The organism is Providencia sp. PROV080 (assembly GCF_033688105.1).
Lineage (GTDB): Bacteria > Pseudomonadota > Gammaproteobacteria > Enterobacterales > Enterobacteriaceae > Providencia > Providencia zhejiangensis.
Map to the genome: position 1 here is coordinate 4,109,201 of NZ_CP096346.1, position 22,929 is coordinate 4,132,129.

Annotated in this window: 18 protein-coding genes; 2 read left to right on the forward strand and 16 right to left on the reverse strand. The window is 42.5% G+C overall.

The window, feature by feature from the left end; genetic code table 11:
* Positions 1-34: 34 nt before the first annotated feature.
* Genes M1F03_RS18625 through M1F03_RS18635 form a run of 3 tightly spaced genes read right to left on the reverse strand, consistent with a single transcriptional unit; the run spans position 35 to position 3,397 of the window.
* A complete protein-coding gene (locus M1F03_RS18625) occupies positions 35-967 on the reverse strand; it encodes a PfkB family carbohydrate kinase (protein ID WP_251464814.1) in 933 nt (310 codons plus the stop codon).
* Positions 967-2,376 carry a purine-cytosine permease family protein gene (locus tag M1F03_RS18630; protein ID WP_154624758.1) on the reverse strand — a complete coding sequence of 470 codons (1,410 nt, stop codon included), beginning with the start codon at positions 2,374-2,376 and terminating at the stop codon, positions 967-969. The genes M1F03_RS18625 and M1F03_RS18630 overlap by 1 nt, the downstream gene beginning before the upstream one ends.
* A gap of 10 nt (positions 2,377-2,386) precedes the next feature.
* On the reverse strand, positions 2,387-3,397 hold the full coding sequence (locus tag M1F03_RS18635) for an ADP-ribosylglycohydrolase family protein (protein ID WP_154624757.1): 1,011 nt from the start codon (positions 3,395-3,397) through the stop codon (positions 2,387-2,389).
* Positions 3,398-3,568: 171 nt separating this feature from the next.
* Between M1F03_RS18635 and M1F03_RS18640 the strand changes: the two genes are divergently transcribed.
* On the forward strand, positions 3,569-4,309 hold the full coding sequence (locus M1F03_RS18640) for a GntR family transcriptional regulator (RefSeq protein WP_154624756.1): 741 nt from the start codon (positions 3,569-3,571) through the stop codon (positions 4,307-4,309).
* 123 nt (positions 4,310-4,432) lie between these two features.
* Positions 4,433-4,861 carry a TOBE domain-containing protein gene (locus M1F03_RS18645; protein ID WP_154624755.1) on the forward strand — a complete coding sequence of 143 codons (429 nt, stop codon included), beginning with the start codon at positions 4,433-4,435 and terminating at the stop codon, positions 4,859-4,861.
* Positions 4,862-4,916: 55 nt separating this feature from the next.
* Here M1F03_RS18645 and M1F03_RS18650 read toward each other — a convergent pair whose 3' ends face one another.
* From M1F03_RS18650 to fdxH, 13 genes are all read right to left on the reverse strand, one after another.
* Entirely contained in the window at positions 4,917-6,575 is a 1,659-nt protein-coding gene (locus M1F03_RS18650; protein WP_154624754.1) for an LTA synthase family protein, read from the reverse strand.
* Between the two features lie 95 nt (positions 6,576-6,670).
* Positions 6,671-8,539, reverse strand: coding sequence for a selenocysteine-specific translation elongation factor (gene selB / locus M1F03_RS18655; protein ID WP_154624753.1), 1,869 nt, complete (start codon positions 8,537-8,539; stop codon positions 6,671-6,673).
* A complete protein-coding gene (gene selA / locus M1F03_RS18660; RefSeq protein WP_251465257.1) occupies positions 8,536-9,927 on the reverse strand; it encodes an L-seryl-tRNA(Sec) selenium transferase in 1,392 nt (463 codons plus the stop codon). Before selA ends, selB begins: the two co-directional genes overlap by 4 nt.
* A gap of 22 nt (positions 9,928-9,949) precedes the next feature.
* Positions 9,950-10,885: a formate dehydrogenase accessory protein FdhE gene (gene fdhE / locus M1F03_RS18665; RefSeq protein ID WP_154624752.1), complete on the reverse strand. Its 936-nt coding sequence runs from the start codon at positions 10,883-10,885 to the stop codon at positions 9,950-9,952.
* 715 nt (positions 10,886-11,600) lie between these two features.
* The gene (locus M1F03_RS18670) at positions 11,601-12,317 is read right to left on the reverse strand and encodes a YoaK family protein (protein WP_251464815.1); all 717 of its coding nucleotides are present in this window, start codon (positions 12,315-12,317) and stop codon (positions 11,601-11,603) included.
* Between the two features lie 37 nt (positions 12,318-12,354).
* Positions 12,355-13,074 (reverse strand): potassium channel family protein, encoded by a 720-nt coding sequence (locus M1F03_RS18675; protein WP_154635715.1) that lies wholly within the window; start codon positions 13,072-13,074, stop codon positions 12,355-12,357.
* 73 nt (positions 13,075-13,147) lie between these two features.
* Positions 13,148-14,881, reverse strand: coding sequence for a nitrilase-related carbon-nitrogen hydrolase (locus tag M1F03_RS18680; protein WP_251464816.1), 1,734 nt, complete (start codon positions 14,879-14,881; stop codon positions 13,148-13,150).
* A 262-nt stretch (positions 14,882-15,143) separates the two neighbouring features.
* Positions 15,144-16,400 (reverse strand): formyl-CoA transferase, encoded by a 1,257-nt coding sequence (frc, locus tag M1F03_RS18685; RefSeq protein ID WP_163863432.1) that lies wholly within the window; start codon positions 16,398-16,400, stop codon positions 15,144-15,146.
* Positions 16,401-16,461: 61 nt separating this feature from the next.
* Positions 16,462-17,406: a transporter YfdV gene (yfdV, locus tag M1F03_RS18690; protein ID WP_154622151.1), complete on the reverse strand. Its 945-nt coding sequence runs from the start codon at positions 17,404-17,406 to the stop codon at positions 16,462-16,464.
* A 106-nt stretch (positions 17,407-17,512) separates the two neighbouring features.
* The gene (gene oxc, locus M1F03_RS18695; protein WP_154622149.1) at positions 17,513-19,216 is read right to left on the reverse strand and encodes an oxalyl-CoA decarboxylase; all 1,704 of its coding nucleotides are present in this window, start codon (positions 19,214-19,216) and stop codon (positions 17,513-17,515) included.
* Positions 19,217-19,279: 63 nt separating this feature from the next.
* Positions 19,280-20,530: a formyl-CoA transferase gene (gene frc, locus M1F03_RS18700; protein ID WP_154622150.1), complete on the reverse strand. Its 1,251-nt coding sequence runs from the start codon at positions 20,528-20,530 to the stop codon at positions 19,280-19,282.
* Between the two features lie 800 nt (positions 20,531-21,330).
* On the reverse strand, positions 21,331-21,981 hold the full coding sequence (fdoI, locus tag M1F03_RS18705; protein ID WP_154624780.1) for a formate dehydrogenase cytochrome b556 subunit: 651 nt from the start codon (positions 21,979-21,981) through the stop codon (positions 21,331-21,333).
* The gene (fdxH, locus tag M1F03_RS18710; protein WP_154624781.1) at positions 21,978-22,922 is read right to left on the reverse strand and encodes a formate dehydrogenase subunit beta; all 945 of its coding nucleotides are present in this window, start codon (positions 22,920-22,922) and stop codon (positions 21,978-21,980) included. The genes fdoI and fdxH overlap by 4 nt, the downstream gene beginning before the upstream one ends.
* Positions 22,923-22,929: the final 7 nt, after the last annotated feature.

The window sequence follows — 22,929 nt, forward strand, 5'->3', positions numbered from 1 at the left end:
ATTTGCCAGTAAATAAAAATGCGCTGAAGAACAATTAAGACGTTTCTGGCATGACTTTTTTCAGATTGGATTGCTGTATTTCCGTTATTGTTGGAGCGCCAGCTGGGCCTTGCTGACTCACCACAATCGCGGCAACATGGTTCCCAAGGTCAACACACTCTTTCAATGACAACCCGTGAGATAATCCAGCTAATACTCCAGCGGTATGTGCATCGCCAGCGCCTATCGTATCAACAACAGAAACTTGATACGCGGGTACAAACTGGGGTTGTTTATGTGGCTGACACAACCATGCCCCTTGACTATCTAAGCGAACAATTAACGTGATGCCGTTATGGTTGGCATACTCCACCGCAAGTTGTATTAAGTCACCGTCTCCGCAAAGAAAACGGGCCTCATCGCGATTGACTGTCAAAATAGTTCTATTGGCAGGTAATTGGGCGATAAAATCACGGGGGAGAGCCGCAAGCCGTGGCCCTAAGTCCAAAACAATCGTTTGTGTGGGGCAATCATGGAGCAGCCATTCCTGCAACGCTTCCCCTTGTTGGCAACCTAATTCATAACCGCTGGCATAGATGATACCCTCTGTAGGTAGTGGAAGAGCTTGTAGTTCAGCTCTATTCCACTCTTCTTCACAGCCAGGAATTGAAATAAATGTCCTTTCGCCATCAGGTTCAGTGAGGGCGAAACACCAGCCATTATCTTGCGTATCACTCGTCAAAATAGGCTTTACACCCAGTTCCGATAATACGTGGCGAACATGCTCTCCCCATTGCCCCTTGCCTACTCGGATACCATTCACCAAGGGGATTTGTAGACGGCTTAAAGCACGCAGGACATTAAAGGCACACCCACCAATCTGCCATCCATGGTCGCGAGCGGCAATATCTTCACCGCGACGGGGCATTCTCGCGATACTCAATACACAATCACCCGCTGCTGCACCAATCACAATAACAGTGCGCATTAAACCTTCTCCGCTGAACGACTAAACAGTAGATATAAGCCGTAAAGTACAAAGCTTAATACGAATGAAAGAAGGATAGATAAGCTAGAACCCTCGAAAATACCGGTCGCCCATGGCCCTTTAATAAACTCATTATCACTGACTAATAGGCCCGCCAGTGCACCGAGTAACCAACATAACAGCGGGATCCAACGGATTCCAGCGTTAGATTGTCCAAACAGTTGCTCGAACGCATAGCCCTTTCGGCTCCGTAGTACGGCATAATCCAGCATAAACACCGCTTCCCATGAGGCTAAAAACACCCCGCAAAACAAAAGGAAAGCAATAAATGAGTTAATAAACTCTCCTGAAATAAATAGGATATAAATTGCCACTCCCATGACTAAAATAGCATCTAATGCAACGGCATAAACTTGGCGAATTTTGACACCGATAGTTAATAAATTCAGGCTTGCAGAGTAAAGGCTGAGTACGGCAATAGTGATAATCCCAGCTGTCGCCGTTAATAAGTAAGGGATCGACATCCAACTCGGTAATTCAGAACCTATCAATGCAATTGGGTTTTCCGCTGAGGCTAATTCAGGCAAACGAGCAGAAAGCAAAATACCCGTAAATAATAAAATAAATAGCGGTAATGTGGCCCCAAAGGTCACCGCATTGAAAATAGAGGATTTTGATGACCGTTCGCTTTGGTAGCGGCTATAATCTGCTCCCGCTATCCCCCAGCCAATGCCTGTTCCAGCGGCAATAATGGATACCGCGGGTAAAAAACCCGTCAACCAACTACCAGAAGGCATTGATAAAACAGCATTCCAGTCTGTTTGCCAAATAATATACAGCGCAGCGATTAAGGTCATAGTACCAAAAATACGCGTGATCCAACTTTGCATCACAACGACGGTCGCTTGGCCGAGTAAGCTAATCGTAATTGCCAATCCACCAAATAACACCATGCAAACCACGGTTAATGCGACGGAGTCACTGAATCCAACTACTTGAAATAGGGCTTTTAGTGTCAACGTACCCGTGATCATATTGATGGATTCCCAACCCATCAGTGTTATCCAGCTAAAAAATGTGGGAGCGATGTTACCTGTTTTACCAAAAATCGTGCGCGACAGCGTCAACGTAGAGGTGCGGCCTTTCTGCCCTGATAAACTGATATAGCCCACCAGCGCGAAACTGGCTATACCAATAATGGTGGCGAGTAGAGATTGAAAGAAGGAGAGTCGGAAGGAAACAATAATCGCGCCATAAACGATACCGAGTATACCGATATTCGCGGCGGACCAAATCCAGAAGAGTTCCAGAGGGGTAGCTGTTCGCTCATGTTCGGGAACGATATCAATACCCGTGTTTTCAATTTTCCAAGCTTCATTTTTTTGCGGAGTGTCAGGTAATGCACTCATTCCACTCTCCTTAATGGCGTAAGGTACTGAGTATTTTTGCGTAGGGATAGAAATCTATATTATTAGAATTATTAATCAATGCAATCCATTCTTCAGGAAAAGCTTCAATACCTGACAGAGCTCCCGAAATCGCTCCGGCCATAGCACCAATGGTGTCCGTGTCTCCCCCCAGGTTGGCACAATACTTCGCACACATGACAGGATCACCATTTGTTAGCTCGACTATGGCCAGAGCGCAGGGAATAGATTCTATCGTGTCCATACCGGCTCCGATAAAATCGTACAGCTCTTTTAGTGTTGTCTGAGGCGAGCAGTTCTGTAGCGCGTTCGCCTTCTGAAAAGCCAGTGAGATTCGCTGTCCTAAAGAAGGGCTAAACGTTGAGGCATACAACTGCTGAACCTCTTCGGCAAGTATTGGAAGTTCTTTTTTTATTTGAGACCAAGATGTTTGCTCAATGGCTCGACTAATTGCCCAAGCAATGACACAGGCACCTGCAATCGCAATATCCGACTTATGTGTCGGAATACAAGCCGCTTCAACGGTTTTTATAAATTGATTGCGATCCGCAGTTGAAGCAACGCAGCCCACAGGCGCTATCCGCATTGCCGCACCATTAGTGACCCCATTTGATACAATTTCATTAATCGGTATGCCTGCTTGAATAGCTAATAGAGATTGTTTTGAAGTCGGTCCAAAAATATTCTTATCGAAAGCATTAATGCGTCCCGCCCACGCTAAAATATTTTGTGCCACCACCTTCGGCTCTACCTGACCATTACAAGTAATAATTGCATCCATTAACGCAATTGCTTGATGAGTATCATCAGTCACTTCACCGGCACGAAACCCAATCGCCGCAACATTTTCGTCTGGCCCTGGCAAAAAATTATCTATCCAGCCGAAAAACTGTTGAACACGATCTTGTCGCCATAGCTCAGATGGCATGCCCATGGCATCCCCCGTCGCCTGACCATATAAACATCCAAGAATCGCTGATTGAATGTCGGGTTTACGCCCCATTTTTGCTCCCAATACTTTCCTTAACAACATTAATTATATTAGCAGCAATTAAGTCCAATACCAGTCCAATCAGTGAAAAAATAATGCCAATATAAGTCCATTAGATGATATTATGAATATATTAAAGTCTGTTATAAACTTAATTTGTTGAAAGCTTTATGGAAAAATATAATGCAAGCCCGCTTTCTTGAATGGATAAAAAATCAGCTAGATGTGAACTCAACGACACCTTTGTACCGTCAGCTACAGCATGCGATTGAGTCCGCTATTGAACATAAAATCGTCGATGCTGGGGATTATCTTCCTGCGGAGCGTTACCTTGCCCAACAGTTAAAGCTCTCTCGAGTGACAATCAGTAAAACAATGCAGGCTCTGGAAAAGAAAGGAACGGTGATCCGCCAACAAGGAGTGGGAACACAAGTCGCCAAATATTTAGGCTATTCACTATCCCATGAAAGTGGCTTTACTTCTCAAGTCATTAAAGCGGGAGGAACGGTGACCACTCAGTGGTTACTCCGCACCTTAACTGAGGCTACCGCGGATATTGCCGCTAAATTAGGTTTACCTGTTAATAGTCCAATAGCACAATTGAGGCGTATCCGCATCGCAAATGGGCAGCCTGTCTCTTTTGAAAATAACTATATTCCAGCTCAATACCTCCCTGAACCGGAAAAACTCACTGACTCCCTTTATGCATTATGGGGTAGCCAAGGCATTAACTTTAGCCGTGTCCAGCATAAAGTCAAAGCTATCAGCTGTAATGAAGAGTACGCCAATTGGTTAAACACGACGGTAGGGGCACCTCTCTTACTCGTGAGACAAACTAGCTCTATTCAAGCTGGCAGAATTATTGAGTACAGTGAAATTATCTGTCGTGGCGATATTTACGAACTCGAGTTTAATTCCCCCTAGTACCTTATTAATCTGAATGGCGTGATCTTAGGCACGAACGTGGCGCATATTTTAGCTAACTTCACCTTTTACATTTATTCTATGAAGAGTGATTTTTTATTATTAAATGGAATGAGGTAAATCATGCAAGTTTCTGCTCGAAATCAATTAGTCGGTACAGTTAGCGCAATAAAAGAAGGGGCGGTTAACAATGAGGTTGTTTTGTCATTGGGAAATGGTGAAGAGCTAACAACTGTCATTACATGCGAAAGCTGCAAAGCATTAGGTTTGGCTGTCGGCAAAGAAGCCGTTGCCATTATTAAAGCCCCGTGGGTGGTACTCGCAAAACCGGATTGCGGTTTACTATTTTCAGCACGTAATCAATTTAACGGTAAAGTCAGTAATATTATTGAAGGGGCTGTGAACAGTACAGTTCACCTAGTGACAAATAAAGGTGTTGAACTCACCGCGATCATTACCAATGAAAGTCTGCAAGACATGGCATTAACGAAAGGTGTCGATATCACTGCATTGGTCAAAGCATCAAGCGTAATCCTTGCAACACGCCGCTAATCCACAGTACAGAGAATATATCGCGGAGTAAAACTCCGCGATATATTGATTAACCTTATTCTTCCGCTTTTTTATTAGCAACTTGTAATGTTTGATAGATATAGTGGTGATAACTTTCTAATAATTGTTTGTCTTCACAATCATCCAACTTACCATCACACAAATGGCGCATTTTAATATTCGCTTCATAGAATGGCGAAATCTTTAGATTTGCACGTTCTAATAAGATACCGCCAAGGAAGGCGATATCGGTTAGCTTACCTGTTTGGATGCTATTACCTGATTTTAAATTATCACGTAACGTAAATTGGGTGATAAACGCAGGGTTAGCATAATCAGATTGATATTGATTCAAGCTAATACCCGGTTGATGATCACCAAAATACAAGAACATGAGTGGCCTTTCTCGTTTCGCCATAAAGTCAACAAAATCGCGGATCGCATTATCTGAAGCAACAATCTTCTCCATATAATGGCTAAATTCGCCCGCTGAATCTGCATTTTTCACTTTACCTTTTAAGCCATAATCATCACTGTGACTATCTTTATAAGGACCGTGTTCATACATCGTTAGCGAAAAAATAAATACCGGTTTATCCGTTTCTTTCGCTAAAATTTCCTTAGCGTATTTCAGCATATCCTCAGTACTGATCGTCCATAAGTTATCTTGTAATTTTCCAGGATAACCTAACTCTTGAGGTTGAATAATTCTATCTACACCCAGCGTCTGGTATGCATGGCCAGAATGGTAAGCTCCACGGTTAAAAGGCGTTAAAACAACCGTATAATAACCATTCGCTTTCATCTCTTTAAATAAACTATTGTTGAGATGGTCGACAATAAAATAGAAAACACCACTTTTCTGTGAGCCGAAATCATCACTGTTTAGCCCTGTTAGTGCCGCAAACTCAGATAGCCAAGTCCCCCCACCAAACGTTTGTACACGCATATGACTATGTGCGATCAATTCGTTATCTTGTTGGAACATAAATAGATTTGGCAACTGTGTTCCATCAGGTAATCGATAGATGTTTGGATTGACTGTCGATTCTTGTAACAATAATAAAATGTCTGGTTTTTCTGTGGTTGCAGAAACAGGCAATGTGACAGAAGCTGCTCTTTGTAAAAAATAATCGGATGAACCTTTCACTTGTGGCGAGTGATAGCTCGAATTTTTTGCCGACATAACTAAATTGGTTACTGTGCCCTTCCCCTTAGGCAAGGTTTCAGTCCATTGCGTGTAATAGTGAGACGCTGCAAAACTGGCCCCAAAATATCCACCAATGCCGAGAACAATCGCCAATAAACGCCACACAAATGATCGTTTAGGCGATAATAAACGCCAGCTCAGTACTGCATTCACCACGAATAAGATCAATAAGCCAATCAACGCAACACCAGCCAACCAATAATGAGCCAATGTTCCGATATTTGAGGTGTCTGTCATGACACTGATATCGGAATAAAATAACTGTTCTTTATAATAATGGACTTTGAGTTGGTTAAGGAATTTAATAATAATAAATAGCGTACTCGTGACAACCGCCGAAAATAGCCATCTTGCAGAAAGAAAATAGAGTCCCCCAAAGATCACGGCGTAAACACTGATCGAAATCAATGCTGGGTAAATCACACCACTTTTTTCAAAAACAAGGAAAAGGGAGGCAATTAAAATCAGTGTGAGATAAATGGCAGAAAATACGCTTTTTTTCATCGAGCTTACCACAAAATATGTGAGTACCGACGGCCTTCAATAGGCAGAGACCGCCACGAATTGACTGGCTATTCTAACTAATTTAGACGATAAATCTATTCGGCAAAAATGCCTTTATCACGTAAAAAATGTCCATCACCTTTACGCCGCGTAAAGCCACTTTTATCAAAAAATTCGAGTATCTGAATCGCTAACTTACGACCAATCCCTAATTCACTCCGAAAATCAGCAGCGCAAATTTCTTCTTTTTCAAGACAATATCGTAAGATTAACTCAGCAAATTGTTTGATTTCATCACTACTATAATAGCGATCACGTACAATTGCCGTCACGAATCCCATTTGTGCTGCTTTTTTCATCACACCTCGTATCAGGTTTTCATCCTGGTTAAGCTCTGCTGCAATATCGCGAACCCACCATGCATCTATACGAGGAAATAACGGAACTATTTGTTGCCAAATGCGTTGTTGTTCTGCATCGAATACCAGACCATGTTGCGGCATATGCAGCCAACCACGCGTTTGCTTAATACGTTCATCAACAATCAGCTCATTAATTAATTTAAAAACTAATGATTCACTCATTGTTGGTAATGCCATCCGCTTTAATCTCGCTTTACTGACACCGATTTGGTCACTGTGAACCTCATGGAAATCTTCTAACGTTTGCACTAATCGCTCTTTCGCGACTTGAGCCTTAAAAGCGGATAGCACTAAATCACCGACACGAACTAATTCCACCTGGGTTAACAACGGCTCCAGTGCGCTAGGTGTTAACTGACGAGACCACCCATAGCTCTTTAAATTTAATTCACCATTCGGCAGCTGTAATTTCAAATGGGTGAGTTCATCGTTCGCCGAACAAAGACGTTGTAGCCAGTCAATAAATTCAGGTAATCTTTTCCCTCTGCGTGGAGAAGTTAATCGGATCACTCTTGCGGCTGCCAAGGTTTCACGGGCGCTAATATCGCGCACAATGAGACGATCATTATCTGCTAACCACAAAGGCGTATCGAGGATAAGTTCCGCCAGCAAAGGCGTTGTTGCGAATTCGGTCAATAAGGATACTCGCCCCGTGATATGGCTGGCACCATGATACAAATGCACAGGCTGCCAATGTTTAATCACTGAATCACATTTTAATTCAACAATCACTCGGGTTGCCGCTGCAAATGGCTTTTCAGAGAGTAACCAATCACCACGGGTGATCTCTGCTTTATCGACGTCACCAGTAAGATTTAATGCAACACGATCCCCCGCTTGCGCGAATTCTGCGGGTTGGTTTTGCCTATGAATTCCTCTGACACGAACGGAGGTGTCCACTCCCGTCAGCCATAAACTCTCACCTAGCTGAACTTGCCCTGCCAAAGCGGTACCGGTGACCACTATCCCCGCGCCTTTGACATGAAATACACGGTCAATAGCTAATCGAAAACGTTGTTGGGGGTTTTGATGATCGGTTGCTTCTTGATGTAATTGTTGCAGGTATGCTTGTAACTCAGCAATACCACAACCATTATTAGCTGAAGTCACAAATAGAACGGGGTCAGACCAACCTTGTTGATGAAGTTCATCCTGTACTTGTTGAATAACTTGAGTGATCCGCTTTTCATCAACTCTGTCTGCTTTGGTCAAAATAGCCGTTATTTTCTGGCAGCCCGCTAAGCGCAAAATGGCTAAGTGTTCTCGTGTTTGCGCCATAACACCATCATCACACGCCACCACCAACAGAGCATGTTGAATACCCCCAACGCCTGCCAGCATATTACCTAAAAATTTTTCATGCCCAGGAACATCAATAAAGCCAATTGAGCTGCCATCTTGTTGAGGCCAATACGCATAACCAAGATCGATGGTCATGCCGCGCTTTTTCTCTTCGGGTAAATGGGCGGTATTCACCCCAGTAATCGCTTGAATTAATGAAGTTTTACCATGGTCAACATGGCCAGCGGTAGCAAAAATCATGAAAGCAGTACCTGCAATAATGCATGTTCATCATCTAAACAACGGAGATCCAGCCATAATTTACCCTCTTTCAATCGGCCTATCACAGGCTGGGTAGAGTGACGCCAACGTGCCATAAGTAAGGCCAATGTATTTCCTCGCCCATCAAATGGCGCAAATGTCACAGCATAGCTTGGCAACCTATCAACCGGTAAAGACCCACTACCGATTTGGGATAAACAAGGTTCGATTTCAACCACAAATTTATCACCATAAAAAGCCTGCAAGGGAACAATCAAACGCTGCGCACGCGCTTTAATTTCATCGGCACTACGGGTTAACCAACGTAATGTCGGTAGCTCAGTAACCAGTTTTTCTGGCGTGCAATACAGTTTTAATGTCGCTTCTAATGCCGCTAATGTCATTTTATCGGCACGTAATGCACGTTTAAGCGGATGCTTTTGAATGGCTTCAATCCATTTTTTCTTGCCGAGAATGATCCCTGCTTGCGGCCCTCCCAGCAGTTTGTCACCCGAAATCGACACCAAATCAATCCCTTGCGAAAGATACGTTTGTGGCATTGGCTCAGCAGGTAAACCATACGCTGTCATATCTATCATTGATCCACTGCCCAAATCAATTGCTGTCGGCAATTGATACTGCTTACCTAACTCAGCCAGCTCGGCACCTTCAACTTCTGCGGTGAAACCTTCAATGCTGTAGTTACTGGTATGCACCTTCATCAATAATGCAGTGTGTTCATTGATAGCATTAACATAATCACGTAAATGAGTTCGATTGGTTGTTCCGACTTCCACGAGTTGGCAACCTGCTTGTGCCATCACATCAGGCACTCGAAAAGCCCCACCAATCTCAACGAGCTCGCCGCGCGAAACAATCACTTGTTTACCTTGCGCGACAGTCGCTAATAACAATAAAACAGCTGCCGCATTATTATTAACAATGCAGGCATCTTCTGCGCCAGTTAATTGACAAAATAAGTCAGCCAAAGCGCGGTCACGATGCCCTCGCGTGGCACCATCAAGAGAGTACTCCAACGTTACAGGTGAACTCATCACCTTATTCACCGCCTCAACGGCGGATTGCGCCATTACCGCGCGACCTAAATTCGTGTGTAGTACCGTGCCCGTTAAGTTAAAAACGGGTTTTATCGCACTTTCCTGTAACCTGTTATGACGTTTAGTCAGCTCTGTCACCCAGTCAGCGTGCCATGCAGGCAATTGCTCATATTGCTGGATAAACTCACGGGCTTGCTGCTGCATATCTCGTAACTGCTCAGTCACCCAATGATGCCCTGATTCAATGACGAGGGTTTGTACCTCGTCGAGTTGCAGTAACTTATCAATAGCAGGAAGCTGGCGGTATAGCGCGGCAGTGGAGTCTGACATCATGGTTACTCTCTTTTAGTGACTATTTTTCGCCGGGAAACAAGAATGGGTTAAGGCTACTACGAGCAAAGCCTTCTTCTTCCATACGTGCATCGAGAATAATAGACGCTAAATCATCAGCAACAGCTTCAACTTTTGCGTCTTTTTCTTGATAAAGAATTTTGAGGTAACTGCCACAATCACCACAACTTTCTGCTTTAACGGCCGCGTTTTCATCATCAAGAGACCAATAGTTCAGCTTACCTGTTTGTTCACAATTACTGCATTTCACTCTAACCATATGCCAATCGGTTTCACATAAATTACAGTGTAAATAACGTAAGCCTTGTGTTGTCCCAATTTGGACAATACTTGATACTGGCATGCTATTACAAACCGGACATAAATGACGATGATCGCCATGTTCCGCACGAGCTTTACCCGGAATTTGCGCTGCCATTTGAGCCCAATAAACAGAGAGTGCCGCCCAAATAAACATTGATTTATCCGCCGGTACTTTTTCGAACTGTTCATTCAGCAATGCGGAGGCCATCTCTTCAAGCTCATTGGCCGAGGCTTTATCGAGATTTTCCAGAGCAGGACGCACAGACTCAGGTACTACAGGTAATAATTCCGCAATAATCGAATGCAGAAGCTTGTGCCAATGTGCTGTACGCGGAAATGTTTTCACATCAAGAGGCGAATTATGACTCGCTGTCGCTCGCTCTAATACCGCATTCATATCCATTTCTAATGGATTATCATGCTGTGCATTATTCTGTGCAGTGGCCACTTCAGCGGCAAAATTAAGATAACCTGCAAAAGGATGTTCTCCAGCGCCGAGTTCTTTTAATCTTTCAGCACGACGCTGATATAGACTCTTCAAATTCGGAAATAGGACAGGAGGAATAAAACCAATACCTTTTTCTTTCAGTCTTTCTTGCCCTAATTCTTCTTTAGGGACGATACGAATACCCATCGCATTGCTCTCTTTTAAATTTTTTAAACGACTTATCCGAGGGTATGCTAGCCATATCCTCGGATTTATTGTTCGTATTTTATGCTTATTCAGCGAAAATTGCAGTTATCTACTGCTCAGGATAAAACAAAAGTCGCTAGGTAGCTACCTTGTTGCCTTGGTATCAGCAAGTTTCCTTTTAAGGAGCTAAGTAAAAATCCATCTAATAAAGTGACTTCATCACTTAACCTTGTACCTTTAGCGGTTTATGCTCTGAGAAATAGCCACTATTCGCTCTCTTCTTTGAAGTTAATCACTTTACGCTAACGAAATTTTTTGACCTACCAAAGTGATGAAATGATCTTCGATTAAGTGTTATTCAATCGCAATGATGGGAAATGAGCGCAGTGCAACAGTATGACCCAACGTAGAGTGGGCGCATGGTGATTGCCTTTAAGATAATGTTGGTGTTTCCCCATGAGATACTATCGGAAACCGTGATCAATGAGGCCATGAAAATGAATGAATAGCACATTCGCTTATTATCGAGACGTTATTTAGCGGCGAAAGCGCCATGCTATGACATGGATAGTAAGATGAGAAAGTACAATGGTCATCAAACAATAATATTTGCTTTAATCACAGGCGAGTTAACTCGCCTGTGATTCTTTATTTCAAGTAAAGTGAGTTGACTCAATATCACTACAATAGACTCAATACCTTCCGGATATTCTACTTAGTTAGAGTCGATAGATTGTCCACTATTTTCTCTTGAGAAATGCCGCCCTAGGGTAAAAATCAAACATAATGGGATTAGGGTAATTAATAATGCGTACTCTCTCGCATAGTCAGCTAACATGGCCATCATAAAAGCCCCACCCGCAAAGCCAAATAAAGTTAAAAAGTAGCAATAACTTTTATAAAGCGCCTCTTTTCTTTCTGGTCCTTTAAACGCAACGGATTCTGCTAATGAACTAAACCCGAGTTGAACATTCAGTGTCACGGCAATATTACCGTATAGCATGCCATTAATTTTATGGAATGCATTACCTTGCATACCCGCAATAAAGGACAGCACCCAAACGGCATGGAAACCACTCGCGGCAACATTAAAAAAGTAAATATAAGCGATAAGCAGCAGTAACAACATGATTTCTAATGATAATAGGGTAAATGTCCATGTTTTCTCATTGGTGTTGTATTTATAACGTAATAGCGCCAGTAGCATGGCACCAGCACCAAATGAAAAAATCGCAATAATGTAGGGAACGGTTGCCATCATGCCGTGTTTAGCAAATTCATAGCCTAACATGATGATGTTACCCGACTGAAAAGTGGCAAATGATTTAGTCGTAAAAAAAGCATAGCCATCAAGCATGCCCGAGGTTATTGCCAATAAAAAGGCAATGGTTGGCAATTGCATAAAAGGAATTTTCGATGTTGATGTTGTCATTATGATTAAACCTATCAAGTATGGTTATTTTGTGTGATTACAGTGCATCAGGATTTCCTGATAATACTTTTTTAGATTGGCTTAGTCGGCTGATCACCGAGGTAATATAAACAGTAAATATTGGAAATACCGTCATGCCTGTCGCCGCTAATAGTGTAGTTACCACTTTTCCTGCGGTTGTGACGGGAATAATATTGGAACCAAGTGTTGTTACTGTCATCGCAGCCCACCAAATCGCATCACCATAATTTTTAACGTCTGCATTATTGCCTCGCTCAAAAATAAAGAAAATTAGGCTAATAAAATACACCGTTGAAAAAAGTAGGATGATGTAAGAAACAAATAAGGCAGTGGTATTTCGTTTTACGACCATCATCATAAGCATGACAAAAGCGGCACCACCTCGAAAAAGAGGAATAAAACGAATTAGGTAAATTTGTTCTTCCGTAAATTGAATCGACGTATAATCTAAGATGGTTAAATACGGGATAGAGAGAAAAATAATAATAAAATACTTAGCAATAAATTTTTTTCTCTCTTTCGAAAGAAATAAAAAGATAAAAAAGTCGAGAGTAAAATAGATGCAAATCCAGAACTGGATATCAAAATAAATCGAGTGCGCTAAGAAAGGATCATGTCTGAAGGTTTCAAGTGAAATACTCGCAATTAAAAATAACGAAGCGACGACCCCAAAAAAATGTAATGTTTTGATCAGGGTTTGCTTTGTATAAAAAGTTTGAGCGGCTGTTATATTCATTTTTATCTTTGTCATCAAATAGGTAGGCAATCCGCTGGATGCCTACCTAACCACATGAATCAATTGAGATTAATTAAGATACAAGAGGGGGAAACCAAATCGCTTGTTGCCCACTAATAAGACGCTCTTGGTTAATCCAAGTATAGGGTGCTGGTACCTGTGCTTGTAATCTAACATCTGCTGCACCGCGTTCTGCGGTCAGTGTTGGTGTTAACACGACGGGTTCAGGTCCATAGATTGCTGCTGACGTGAAATCTCTTTCACTGCGTCCTCCGCACACTACCCATAGCTGATTTAACGTTGCGATAGCATACGGAATAAAGTCGGCTCGACCTGTTGGCGGATTGTCAACAGAATAAAGATGGCTGTCGATCTCAACACGTAAATCACTTGGCAGGCCGGCAGGAGCAGCAATAATATCTGCTCGTAAAGTACTATATAGCCCACCTAGCTCGGGCACTTCTAATTCGTGCGCAGCGGCGAGCGCGATACGTCCAATCGGTGTTGTGGTCACGCTGACAGAGTGACCCGCGCTTGCCCAACCTTTATCACGCTCATTGAGATGAGTGACACGATATCTTGCTAAAATATCTCCCGCAGGGCCAGCTAATACGACCGTATGATATAATTTATCAACATCAATTTCAGGATAGCTGCCAACGACATAGCCTTTCCCTTCAGAAGCGATCTGACCTAATGCTTGCTCAAAAGCGCCACCTTGTTTCTCTGCATGGGTTAGTAGGACATTCGGATCATTGGTATAAGGCAATGCAGACAACTCAGGCAGTACTAATAACGCATTTTCCTCCACTTTGACCGACGATAAATCAGACACGGATTTCTCCCATTGTGCTGCAATCAACGTTGCTTGCGTTTTTGTGGCCGTTGCATTTGCATCTGTTGGGCTACGATGAAAAGCTAATGTTGGGAAATATAATTCAGGGCGACGTTTTGCTAATAATGCATTGCGCTGTTTATCTGCTTCATCAAGGTCAATCGTTGCGCTGTATATTCCATTAAGGCCTGGCTCTAATTCAAGTGGGCTTAGAACCGGAGATTGCGCCACTTTATGCCCTGAAGGTGCCCATACACTCGACCCTCCATTGTAATAAAGCTGACCATGTGTGATAGGGTTAGTTTCAATGCCACTACGGGTGGCACAAATCACCCACATGCCATTAAACGCACTCATATGCTGAACATGCGCCACGGTTGAGTGGTCTCCAAGCATTTCAGCTGGTGTAGCATTAGGCATCATACGATCTGATACTGAATGCCACCCTAAAATTTGCGCACCTTCTAAGGCTGCTAAACGCACATATTGCCAATAGGTATCATCATAACAAATCAACAAAGCAATACGACCAATCGGAGTATCAAAGGTATTCACGCCTGTATTTCCGGGGGCGAACACTTTTTGATCCTGTGAATTTAGGCCTATTTTTCGATACTTACCAATAATGCCTTCTGGCCCCATTAATACTGCCGAGTTATAGGCGATCCCTGTATCCGTATCACGTTCCGCAATACCAACACTCATATACATACCTGTACGCGCCAATACAGGCAAGATTGCCTCTGTCGTTTTACCCGGAATCGTATCTAAATAAGGCGCTAACTCTGCTGAATCTGAAAATAAATAGCCACTCACCGCTGTTTCTGGGAATACCGCATAATCAACGCCTTGTGCAGCAACCTTTTCTGCGGCTTCCACTAGGCGGCGAATATTGCCCTCTAGGTCGCCCCAAGCCGGAACAAAATCAACAGCAGCCACTTTACTGCTTTTCTTGACGGTTAAATTATTCATATTATTAATCCTTATTTAATAACAAAAGTTATTGTCAAAAATAAAATAGTGTCGTCTCGCTATAAGCCGCGATAACAAATAATGAGTATTTAAATAATTGGCGAATAAAACCGCCTCACCCTAATGGGTGAGGTAAAAAACCTTTAATTTGAGCTATTAACCTTTTTCAGTTAATAATGGATTTTCTTATTTTGAGCATTTTGAATGCCATTATTTCATTACCGCCCAATTAACCTATTTATAATTAATTGGGCTAAATACGTTAAATAACGTTTTTAGTTTTCATTAACGCTATTTGTTGGTCGCTATAACCTAACTCTTTTAAGATTTCATTATTATGCTCACCTAAAAGTGGGGCGCTTTTAATCTCTGGCGTAAAAGCTGAAAACTTCATTGGGCAACCAACCGTTAAATAGTGACCTCTTAATGGCTGTTTGACTTCAACAATAGAACCACTAGCGCGCAAAGCGGGGTCATACATAATCTCTTTCATGCTCAATACCGCAGAGCAAGGCACACCAAACTGATCAAAATAATCCGTCAGCTCATGTTTATCTTTGTCTTTAGCGACCTCTTCAATCGCATCCCAAACGTCTTGAATATGGCTCATTCTCGCTTCTGTCGTCGCAAAAGCAGGATCCGTTTTCCATTCCGGCTTACCAATTGCATCGCACGTATTTTCCCAGTTATGATCCTGATTAATAAAATAGATATAAGCATTTGGATCAGTATCACTGCCTTTGCATTTCAGCATCGTACCGGGCTGACCACCACCACTTGCGTTGCCGCCTCGTGGAACTGCATCACCAAATGACCCATTCGGGTATTGTGGATACTCTTCTAAAAAGCCAAGCTTTTCCAAGCGCTGTTGATCACGCACTTTGACACGGCATAAATTGAGTACCGCATCTTGCATCGACATGGTTACGCGCTGCCCTTTCCCCGTTTTTTCACGTTGTAGTAATGCCGCTAATAAACCAATTAAGAGATGCATCCCTGTGTTACTATCACCTAACGCTGCGGAACTAACGACTGGAGGCCCATCAGGAAAACCTGTCGTGGATGCAGATCCCCCCGCCGCTTGCGCAACATTTTCATAGGCTTTCACATCCGCATATGGCGAATTTTCATTAAAACCTTTGATTGAACCAAAAATCAAACGTGGATTGAGCTGCTGAATGACTTCCCAGGTAAACCCCATATGGTCAATAGCGCCGGGATGGAAATTTTCAACCAAAATATCGGCTTGGCGGATCAGCTTCTCCATCACTTCTTTGCCTTCTGGCGTCTTCGTGTTTAATTCTAGTGAGCGTTTATTACTATTGAGCATAGTGAAATAGAGTGCATCAATATCAGGGATATCCCTGAGCTGATGACGGGTAACATCTCCAATACCCGGTCGCTCAATTTTAATAACGTCCGCCCCAAACCATGCCAACATTTGAGTACATGATGGGCCAGACTGTACGCCAGTAAAATCGAGAACACGAATGCCTTCAAGTGGAAGTGGAAAAGCCATAATCACTCCTTTATGTCATAACAGAGGTGAGACCGCCAGCGGCGACCTCACCTCCATTTATTTATGCAACTAAGCGCGCGATGTAAATCCACAACGGTGCAGCGATGATAAAACCAAGCACACTCACGGCCAGAGAGGCGGTTCCTGTACGAGTGTACAAGTTAAAGCGACTCGCAATAATAATACCTGAGAATGCCGGAGGTAATGCTCCCGCTAATACCATCATTTGTAACTGCTCTGAACTCATATTAAAGGTCATACCCACCAGTAATAATAGGCCAGGCATTAAGACTAATTTAAGTAAGGTGTTGTAGATAATCTCACCGTCAAACTCGAACTTATTCGCAGCCAGAGTCAGGCCCGCAGCAAAGACCGCCACTCCCGAGTTAGCTTTAGCAATCAAATCAAAAGTGGGATCCCACATATCTGGGATTTTAATGCCAATTAATACCAAAACGGTTGCTAAGACTGGTGACCAAACAACCGGCTCCTTGAACGCCGAAATCAAGGCATCCATTCCACCGCCACCTTTTTTGCCATCTGCATTAGAAGGATTCAGTAAGAACAACCCAATTGGGATAGTAATAGCATTAACAATAATCGAGATAATGGCGACCACTAAACCTGTAGAGACGGTTTGGCCATAAATAGGGTCCAGTACGGCGAAACCCAAGAAACCGATAGTAGGAGAACCGGCGATCAGTGCGCACACCGCAGCTTCACCACGACTATGTTTAAAAATGTATTTACAGCTAAAGAAAGAGAAGAAAAAACAGACCAACAGGACGACAAAAGAAATAATGGTTAGCTTAGTATCAGCAAAAATCATTTCGCGGTTTGCACGTACAATCGAGACAAATAACGCGGCTGGTAACGCATAGTTTAATACCAGTTTATTAAATGCTTTGGCTTGATCGTTGGTAAATACGTTACGTTTACCGCTCGCGTATCCCAAAATCATAATGATAATTATGGGTAATAGGTCACTCATAAATATCTTAAACATAAAATCGGCCATCAGACTCACCTTTTTTTGGCAAAAAGCAGCCCTGTGCCATTTAATATATAAATGGCACAGATGTAATGCTTACTTTTATTTAATTAAGTAATAACTAGTTTTTCACCACAGATTTCGGGTTTAAGTTTCCAATATGGCCACTTTCCGTTCCCACCGCTGGGTCAATAACTACATTAATTAATGTTGGCTTACCGGACTCAAGACCTGCTTTTAACGCTTGTTGAATCTCATCCGGTGTCGTTGCGTTATAACCGATGCCACCGAAAGCCTCGATCATCTTGTCATAACGAGCACCTGCCATTAATACAGTAGGGCAAGGATCTGCATCACCATGCAAGTTCACGCCGTCCCCACGGTAAATGCCCCCATTGTTAAAAATCAAAATGGTGACAGGGAGTTTGTAGCGGCAGATAGTTTCAATTTCCATGCCACTGAAACCGAAAGCACTATCGCCTTCAATGGCAACAACAGGTTTTCCGCTCGTCACGGCGGCGCCTACCGCATACCCCATACCAATGCCCATAACTCCCCAAGTACCACAGTCTAAACGCTGACGAGGTTTGTACATATCGATGATGTTACGTGCGTTATCGAGCGTATTAGCGCCTTCATTCACCACATAGACATCTTTATGATCAACTAATACATCGCGAATGGCGCGTAACGCGTTGAAATAATTCATCGGTGAAGTATCAGTGTTTAACTTAACCGCCATTTTCTCACTATTGGCTTTTTTGATATCATCAATACCCGCCATCCAATCACTTGGGGATTTCACAGGCGTTGAGGCCAACCCAGCCAGTAATAACTCAATACTCGAATAGATATCACCCACCACAGGTGCCGTAATACGGCGATTACTATCAATTTCAGACGGTTCAATATCCAGCTGAATGAACTGTGTATCCGGAGACCAATGTTTACCTTTTCCATGATCTAACAACCAGTTCAAGCGAGCTCCCATCAATACGATAACATCGGCGTTAGATAAGGCATGCGAGCGTGCTGCTGCCGCTGATTGAGGGTGATCATCCGGTAATAACCCTTTCGCCATTGACATCGGTAAATAAGGAATACCTGTTGTTTCAATGAATTTACGAATATTTTCGTCTGCTTGTGCGTAAGCTGCACCTTTACCCAAAATAATTAACGGTCGTTTAGCTGACGCCAGCAATTTAAGGGCTTTATCAACAGACTCAGGGGCTGGCAGTTGGCGAGGAGCAGGGTCTTCAACAGTAAAAATGGTTTTATCTGCTTCATCTTTATCCATCACAGCAGCCAGTACTTCTGTGGTTAAATCCAGATAAACGCCTCCCGGACGACCTGAAACAGCAGCACGGATTGCACGTGCTAGCGCGATCCCCAAGTCTTCAGGCTTATTGACACGGTAAGCAGCTTTAACAAAGGGTTTCGCTGTATTCATTTGGTCCAGTTCTTCATAGTCGCCCTGTTGTAGGTCGATAATCGCTCTATCACTGGAACCACTGATTTGAATCATGGGAAAACCATTCGTCGTCGCATTGGCGAGAGCCACCATACCATTTAGGAATCCTGGTGCAGATACGGTTAAACAAATACCTGGTTTTTGCGTTAAAAAACCGCTGATTGCCGCAGCATTACCCGCAGATTGTTCGTGACGAAAACCGATGTAACGAATACCTTCGGCTTGAGCGTGACGAGCCATATCTGTCACAGGAATACCAACAACACCATAAATGGTATCAATGCCATTTTTTTTCAGAGCATCGACGATAATATGCATACCATCGGTTAAGTTTTGGGTTTGTTCAGTCGACATGTCCACCTCATAAAATACAGAAAAGTGCGTAGGGAACTTTCAGCAACGTTCCCTAATTTAAGATTAAATCGCTTTGTTAGTCCGCATTGACGCAATTTGTTCCGCGCTATAACCCAATTCAGTTAACACTTCCTCGGTATGCTCGCCTAACAGTGGTGCACTTTTAATTTCAGGGGTGAAAGAGGAGAACTTCATAGGGCAACCAACGGTTAAGTAAGTACCGCGTTTTGGTTGCTCAACTTCAACAATACTGCCGCTATCACGCAGTGATTGATCACGTGCTATCTCACGCATGCTAAGTACCGGTGCACATGGCACACCGTATTGACTAAGATATTCAACCGCTTCATGCTTGTCTTTATCCGCTAAGAATTTCTCAATCTCAGCAAAGATATCAAAAATATGCGGCTGACGAGCTTGCGGTGTGCTGTAAGCGGGGTCTTTTGCCCACTCAGGTTTACCAATAGCAATACAGGTTTGCTCCCAATCCTGCTCTTGAATTGTGAAGTAAATATACGCATTTGGGTCAGTTTCCCAACCTTTACATTTTAAGATCCAACCGGGTTGGCCACCGCCCCCCGCATTACCTCCACGAGGTACCGCATCACCAAACTTACCGTTCGGATATTGAGGATACTCTTCGAGGTAACCCACTTTTTCTAAACGCTGTTGGTCACGCAACTTAACACGACACAGGTTCAATACTGCATCTTGCATCGACATCGTCACTCGTTGCCCTTTGCCTGTTTTTTCACGGTGCAACAATGCGGCGAGTAAGCCGATTAATAAGTGCATGCCCGTATTACTGTCACCTAATGCCGCCGCACTCACTAACGGTGGGCCATCCCAAAAACCTGTCGTTGAAGCCGCACCACCCGCAGCTTGTGCAACGTTTTCATAGGCTTTTACATCTGCATAAGGTGAATTTTCATTAAAACCTTTGATTGAACCAAAAATTAAACGAGGGTTAAGTTCTTGAATATGTTCCCAAGTAAAACCCATATGGTCGATAGCACCTGGATGGAAATTCTCAACCAAAACATCGGCCTGCTTAATCAGGCGTTCCATCACTTCTTTACCTTCTGGTGTTTTGGTATTTAATTCAACTGAACGTTTATTACTGTTTAGCATGGTGAAATACAGCGCATCGACATCAGGAATATCTCTCAACTGATTACGCGTCACATCCCCCACACCAGGGCGTTCAATTTTAATTACATCAGCACCGAACCACGCTAACATTTGAGTACAAGATGGCCCAGACTGTACACCTGTAAAATCGAGTACTTTGATACCTTGTAAAGGAAGATCCATGAATTACCTCATTATTTAGCTGTCGTAAATGGAATTAAATGATTTATTTAGCTGTGGTGAATGTCATTTCAAAAAACAATGATTATATTTAGATGAATTCTTATTAAGAAATAATGATTTACACCGTTATAATAAATATTTCATCTAATGTCTAGGCAATCAAAATAATATCGGCCAATGGTTTTATTATTCTATCTTGTTAATAATAAACAGTTATTAATCTCTTAATTTTTCAATAACTGAATGAATTGCTATTTATAAATACTAAAATGTACAGTATTGATTATTATAATACGTCATTAATCACTCCTATTATGATTATCTTATTTGATATTATTAATTCGAGCATCTTAATTAAGCTAACCATAAAGGATAAACAAAAGAGATAAAAGTGTTATAAATCAATGATGGAAATAAAAACACAACTTTATTATCAAAATAAAATCAACAATCAGAGTACTATTATTGAATGCGCTTTAATTATTATTTATTTGATATAACCCTTATTATGATTAATCCAGATCATCATAATATGAAGGGTATTAATAATATTTTTCGTTTTGTACGCTTATTATTTTTATTTTTCTTAAATTATAAATTTATTTATATTACGATAATAATGAAATAAATTATTACATTATTTATATTACTGAATAGCGTTAGTTATATTATACGTCTAATATGAATATATTGACTGCTTGTGAAGCCAATTTATTCAATACATTGAATATTGTTTTTATCAAAAAAAACCCACAAACAATAAACGTTTGTGGGTTTTTGATCAGAACAACAATAGAAGCTTAGTTTTTCTCTTGTTGCTGCTGTTTCTCTTTTTCGACAATTTCACGATACCAACGTGGGTGATGCTTCTTCGCCCAACCACGTGTTACCCAACCTTCAACCATTGCACGTACTGAGCCTTTGACCCAGATAGCAGCATAAGCATGCACCACAATCATAATGATCAAGGCAATCGCTGAAATGGAGTGCACGATAATGGCTGCACGATAAATTGGGATTGAGAAAAAGTCTGCGAAGTAAGGACGCCACATGATCACACCGCTTACCGCTAGCAGCAGTAAACAGATAGTCACCACCCAATATACCCCTTTTTGACCAAGGTTATATTGACCAACGTCCCCAGCCTCTTCATTCTTCAATACCTTACCGATATTTTTCGCCCACTTAATATCTTCTTTATTGATAAAGTTATGGTGAAAATAGCGGAAGAACATAAAGACGAACAATAAGAACATCGCTGTACCGACAAAAGGATGCAGGATCCTAGCCAGCTGTGGCGTGCCTAGAATGTTCATAAACCAGTTCAGGGATGGGAAGAAAAATCCCAATCCACTGATAGCCGTGAACAAAAAGCAAATCACAACCGCCCAGTGATTGATCCTCTCAATCGGTTTATGGCGAATAATCTTTTCATTATCCTGCGGCATCATTTGTGATCCTCCCCTTCAACTGATTTTGAAGTCTCAGAAGATGTTGAGTCCTGAATGTCCTTCAGTGCCTCTTCCTCTTCTTTTTTGGAGACGCGGTTCGGACCAATACCCACATAGTGGAAGATGGCCGCCGCAAACGTTGCAGCAAAACCAACCGCTGCTAACGGCTTCCAGATACCTTTCCAGAAAGTGACTGTTGGGCTAATTGTCGGATTGTCCGGCAGACCATGATATAGCTGAGGCTTATCTGCATGATGTAATACATACATTACGTGGGTACCACCAACACCTTCCGGATCATACAGACCCGCGTTGTTGTAACCACGTGTTTTCAGTTCAGCAACACGGTCTGACGCCAATGCGGTCATGTCCTCTTTGCTACCAAAATGGATAGCACCGGTTGGACAGGTTTTCACGCAGGCAGGTTCTTGCCCAACTTCCACACGGTCGACACATAGCGTACATTTATATGCACGGTTATCTTCCTGATTAATACGTGGAATATTGAACGGACAGCCTGCAATACAGTAGCCACAACCAATACAATGTTCTGATTGGAAATCGACAATACCGTTTTTATACTGAACAATCGCGCCTTCTGATGGACAAGCCTTTAAACAGCCTGGATCATAGCAGTGCATACAGCCATCTTTACGAATCAGCCATTCAAACTTGCCATTCTCTTCCACTTCAGAAAAGCGCATCACGGTCCATGACTTAGCGGTTAAATCGGTTGGGTTATCATATACCCCAACGTTTGTACCGATTTTGTCACGGATATCGTTCCACTCTGAACAGGCTACCTGACAAGCTTTACAGCCAATACAGGTAGTCACGTCAATCAGCTTCGCCACTTCTTCCTTAAAGTCCCTCACTTGCGCTGGGGGCGTCAGGGAATTGGTGGCGGAGCGACGAATAATGTCTTGTGATTGCATTGACATAATTTAT

What these genes read in the sequence shown, in the direction of transcription:
- selA (WP_251465257.1), bottom strand. Translation starts at nt 9,927, where the DNA reads ATGTCAGACTCCACTGCCGCGCTATACCGCCAGCTTCCTGCTATTGAT.
- frc (WP_163863432.1), bottom strand. Translation starts at nt 16,400, where the DNA reads ATGGCTTTTCCACTTCCACTTGAAGGCATTCGTGTTCTCGATTTTACT.
- frc (WP_154622150.1), bottom strand. Translation starts at nt 20,530, where the DNA reads ATGGATCTTCCTTTACAAGGTATCAAAGTACTCGATTTTACAGGTGTA.
- fdxH (WP_154624781.1), bottom strand. Translation starts at nt 22,922, where the DNA reads ATGTCAATGCAATCACAAGACATTATTCGTCGCTCCGCCACCAATTCC.
- fdhE (WP_154624752.1), bottom strand. Translation starts at nt 10,885, where the DNA reads ATGGGTATTCGTATCGTCCCTAAAGAAGAATTAGGGCAAGAAAGACTG.
- M1F03_RS18675 (WP_154635715.1), bottom strand. Translation starts at nt 13,074, where the DNA reads ATGAATATAACAGCCGCTCAAACTTTTTATACAAAGCAAACCCTGATC.
- fdoI (WP_154624780.1), bottom strand. Translation starts at nt 21,981, where the DNA reads ATGATGCCGCAGGATAATGAAAAGATTATTCGCCATAAACCGATTGAG.
- M1F03_RS18680 (WP_251464816.1), bottom strand. Translation starts at nt 14,881, where the DNA reads ATGAATAATTTAACCGTCAAGAAAAGCAGTAAAGTGGCTGCTGTTGAT.
- M1F03_RS18670 (WP_251464815.1), bottom strand. Translation starts at nt 12,317, where the DNA reads ATGACAACATCAACATCGAAAATTCCTTTTATGCAATTGCCAACCATT.
- selB (WP_154624753.1), bottom strand. Translation starts at nt 8,539, where the DNA reads ATGATTTTTGCTACCGCTGGCCATGTTGACCATGGTAAAACTTCATTA.
- oxc (WP_154622149.1), bottom strand. Translation starts at nt 19,216, where the DNA reads ATGTCGACTGAACAAACCCAAAACTTAACCGATGGTATGCATATTATC.
- yfdV (WP_154622151.1), bottom strand. Translation starts at nt 17,406, where the DNA reads ATGTTTAAGATATTTATGAGTGACCTATTACCCATAATTATCATTATG.
- M1F03_RS18645 (WP_154624755.1), top strand. Translation starts at nt 4,433, where the DNA reads ATGCAAGTTTCTGCTCGAAATCAATTAGTCGGTACAGTTAGCGCAATA.
- M1F03_RS18635 (WP_154624757.1), bottom strand. Translation starts at nt 3,397, where the DNA reads ATGGGGCGTAAACCCGACATTCAATCAGCGATTCTTGGATGTTTATAT.
- M1F03_RS18625 (WP_251464814.1), bottom strand. Translation starts at nt 967, where the DNA reads ATGCGCACTGTTATTGTGATTGGTGCAGCAGCGGGTGATTGTGTATTG.
- M1F03_RS18630 (WP_154624758.1), bottom strand. Translation starts at nt 2,376, where the DNA reads ATGAGTGCATTACCTGACACTCCGCAAAAAAATGAAGCTTGGAAAATT.
- M1F03_RS18650 (WP_154624754.1), bottom strand. Translation starts at nt 6,575, where the DNA reads ATGAAAAAAAGCGTATTTTCTGCCATTTATCTCACACTGATTTTAATT.
- M1F03_RS18640 (WP_154624756.1), top strand. Translation starts at nt 3,569, where the DNA reads ATGCAAGCCCGCTTTCTTGAATGGATAAAAAATCAGCTAGATGTGAAC.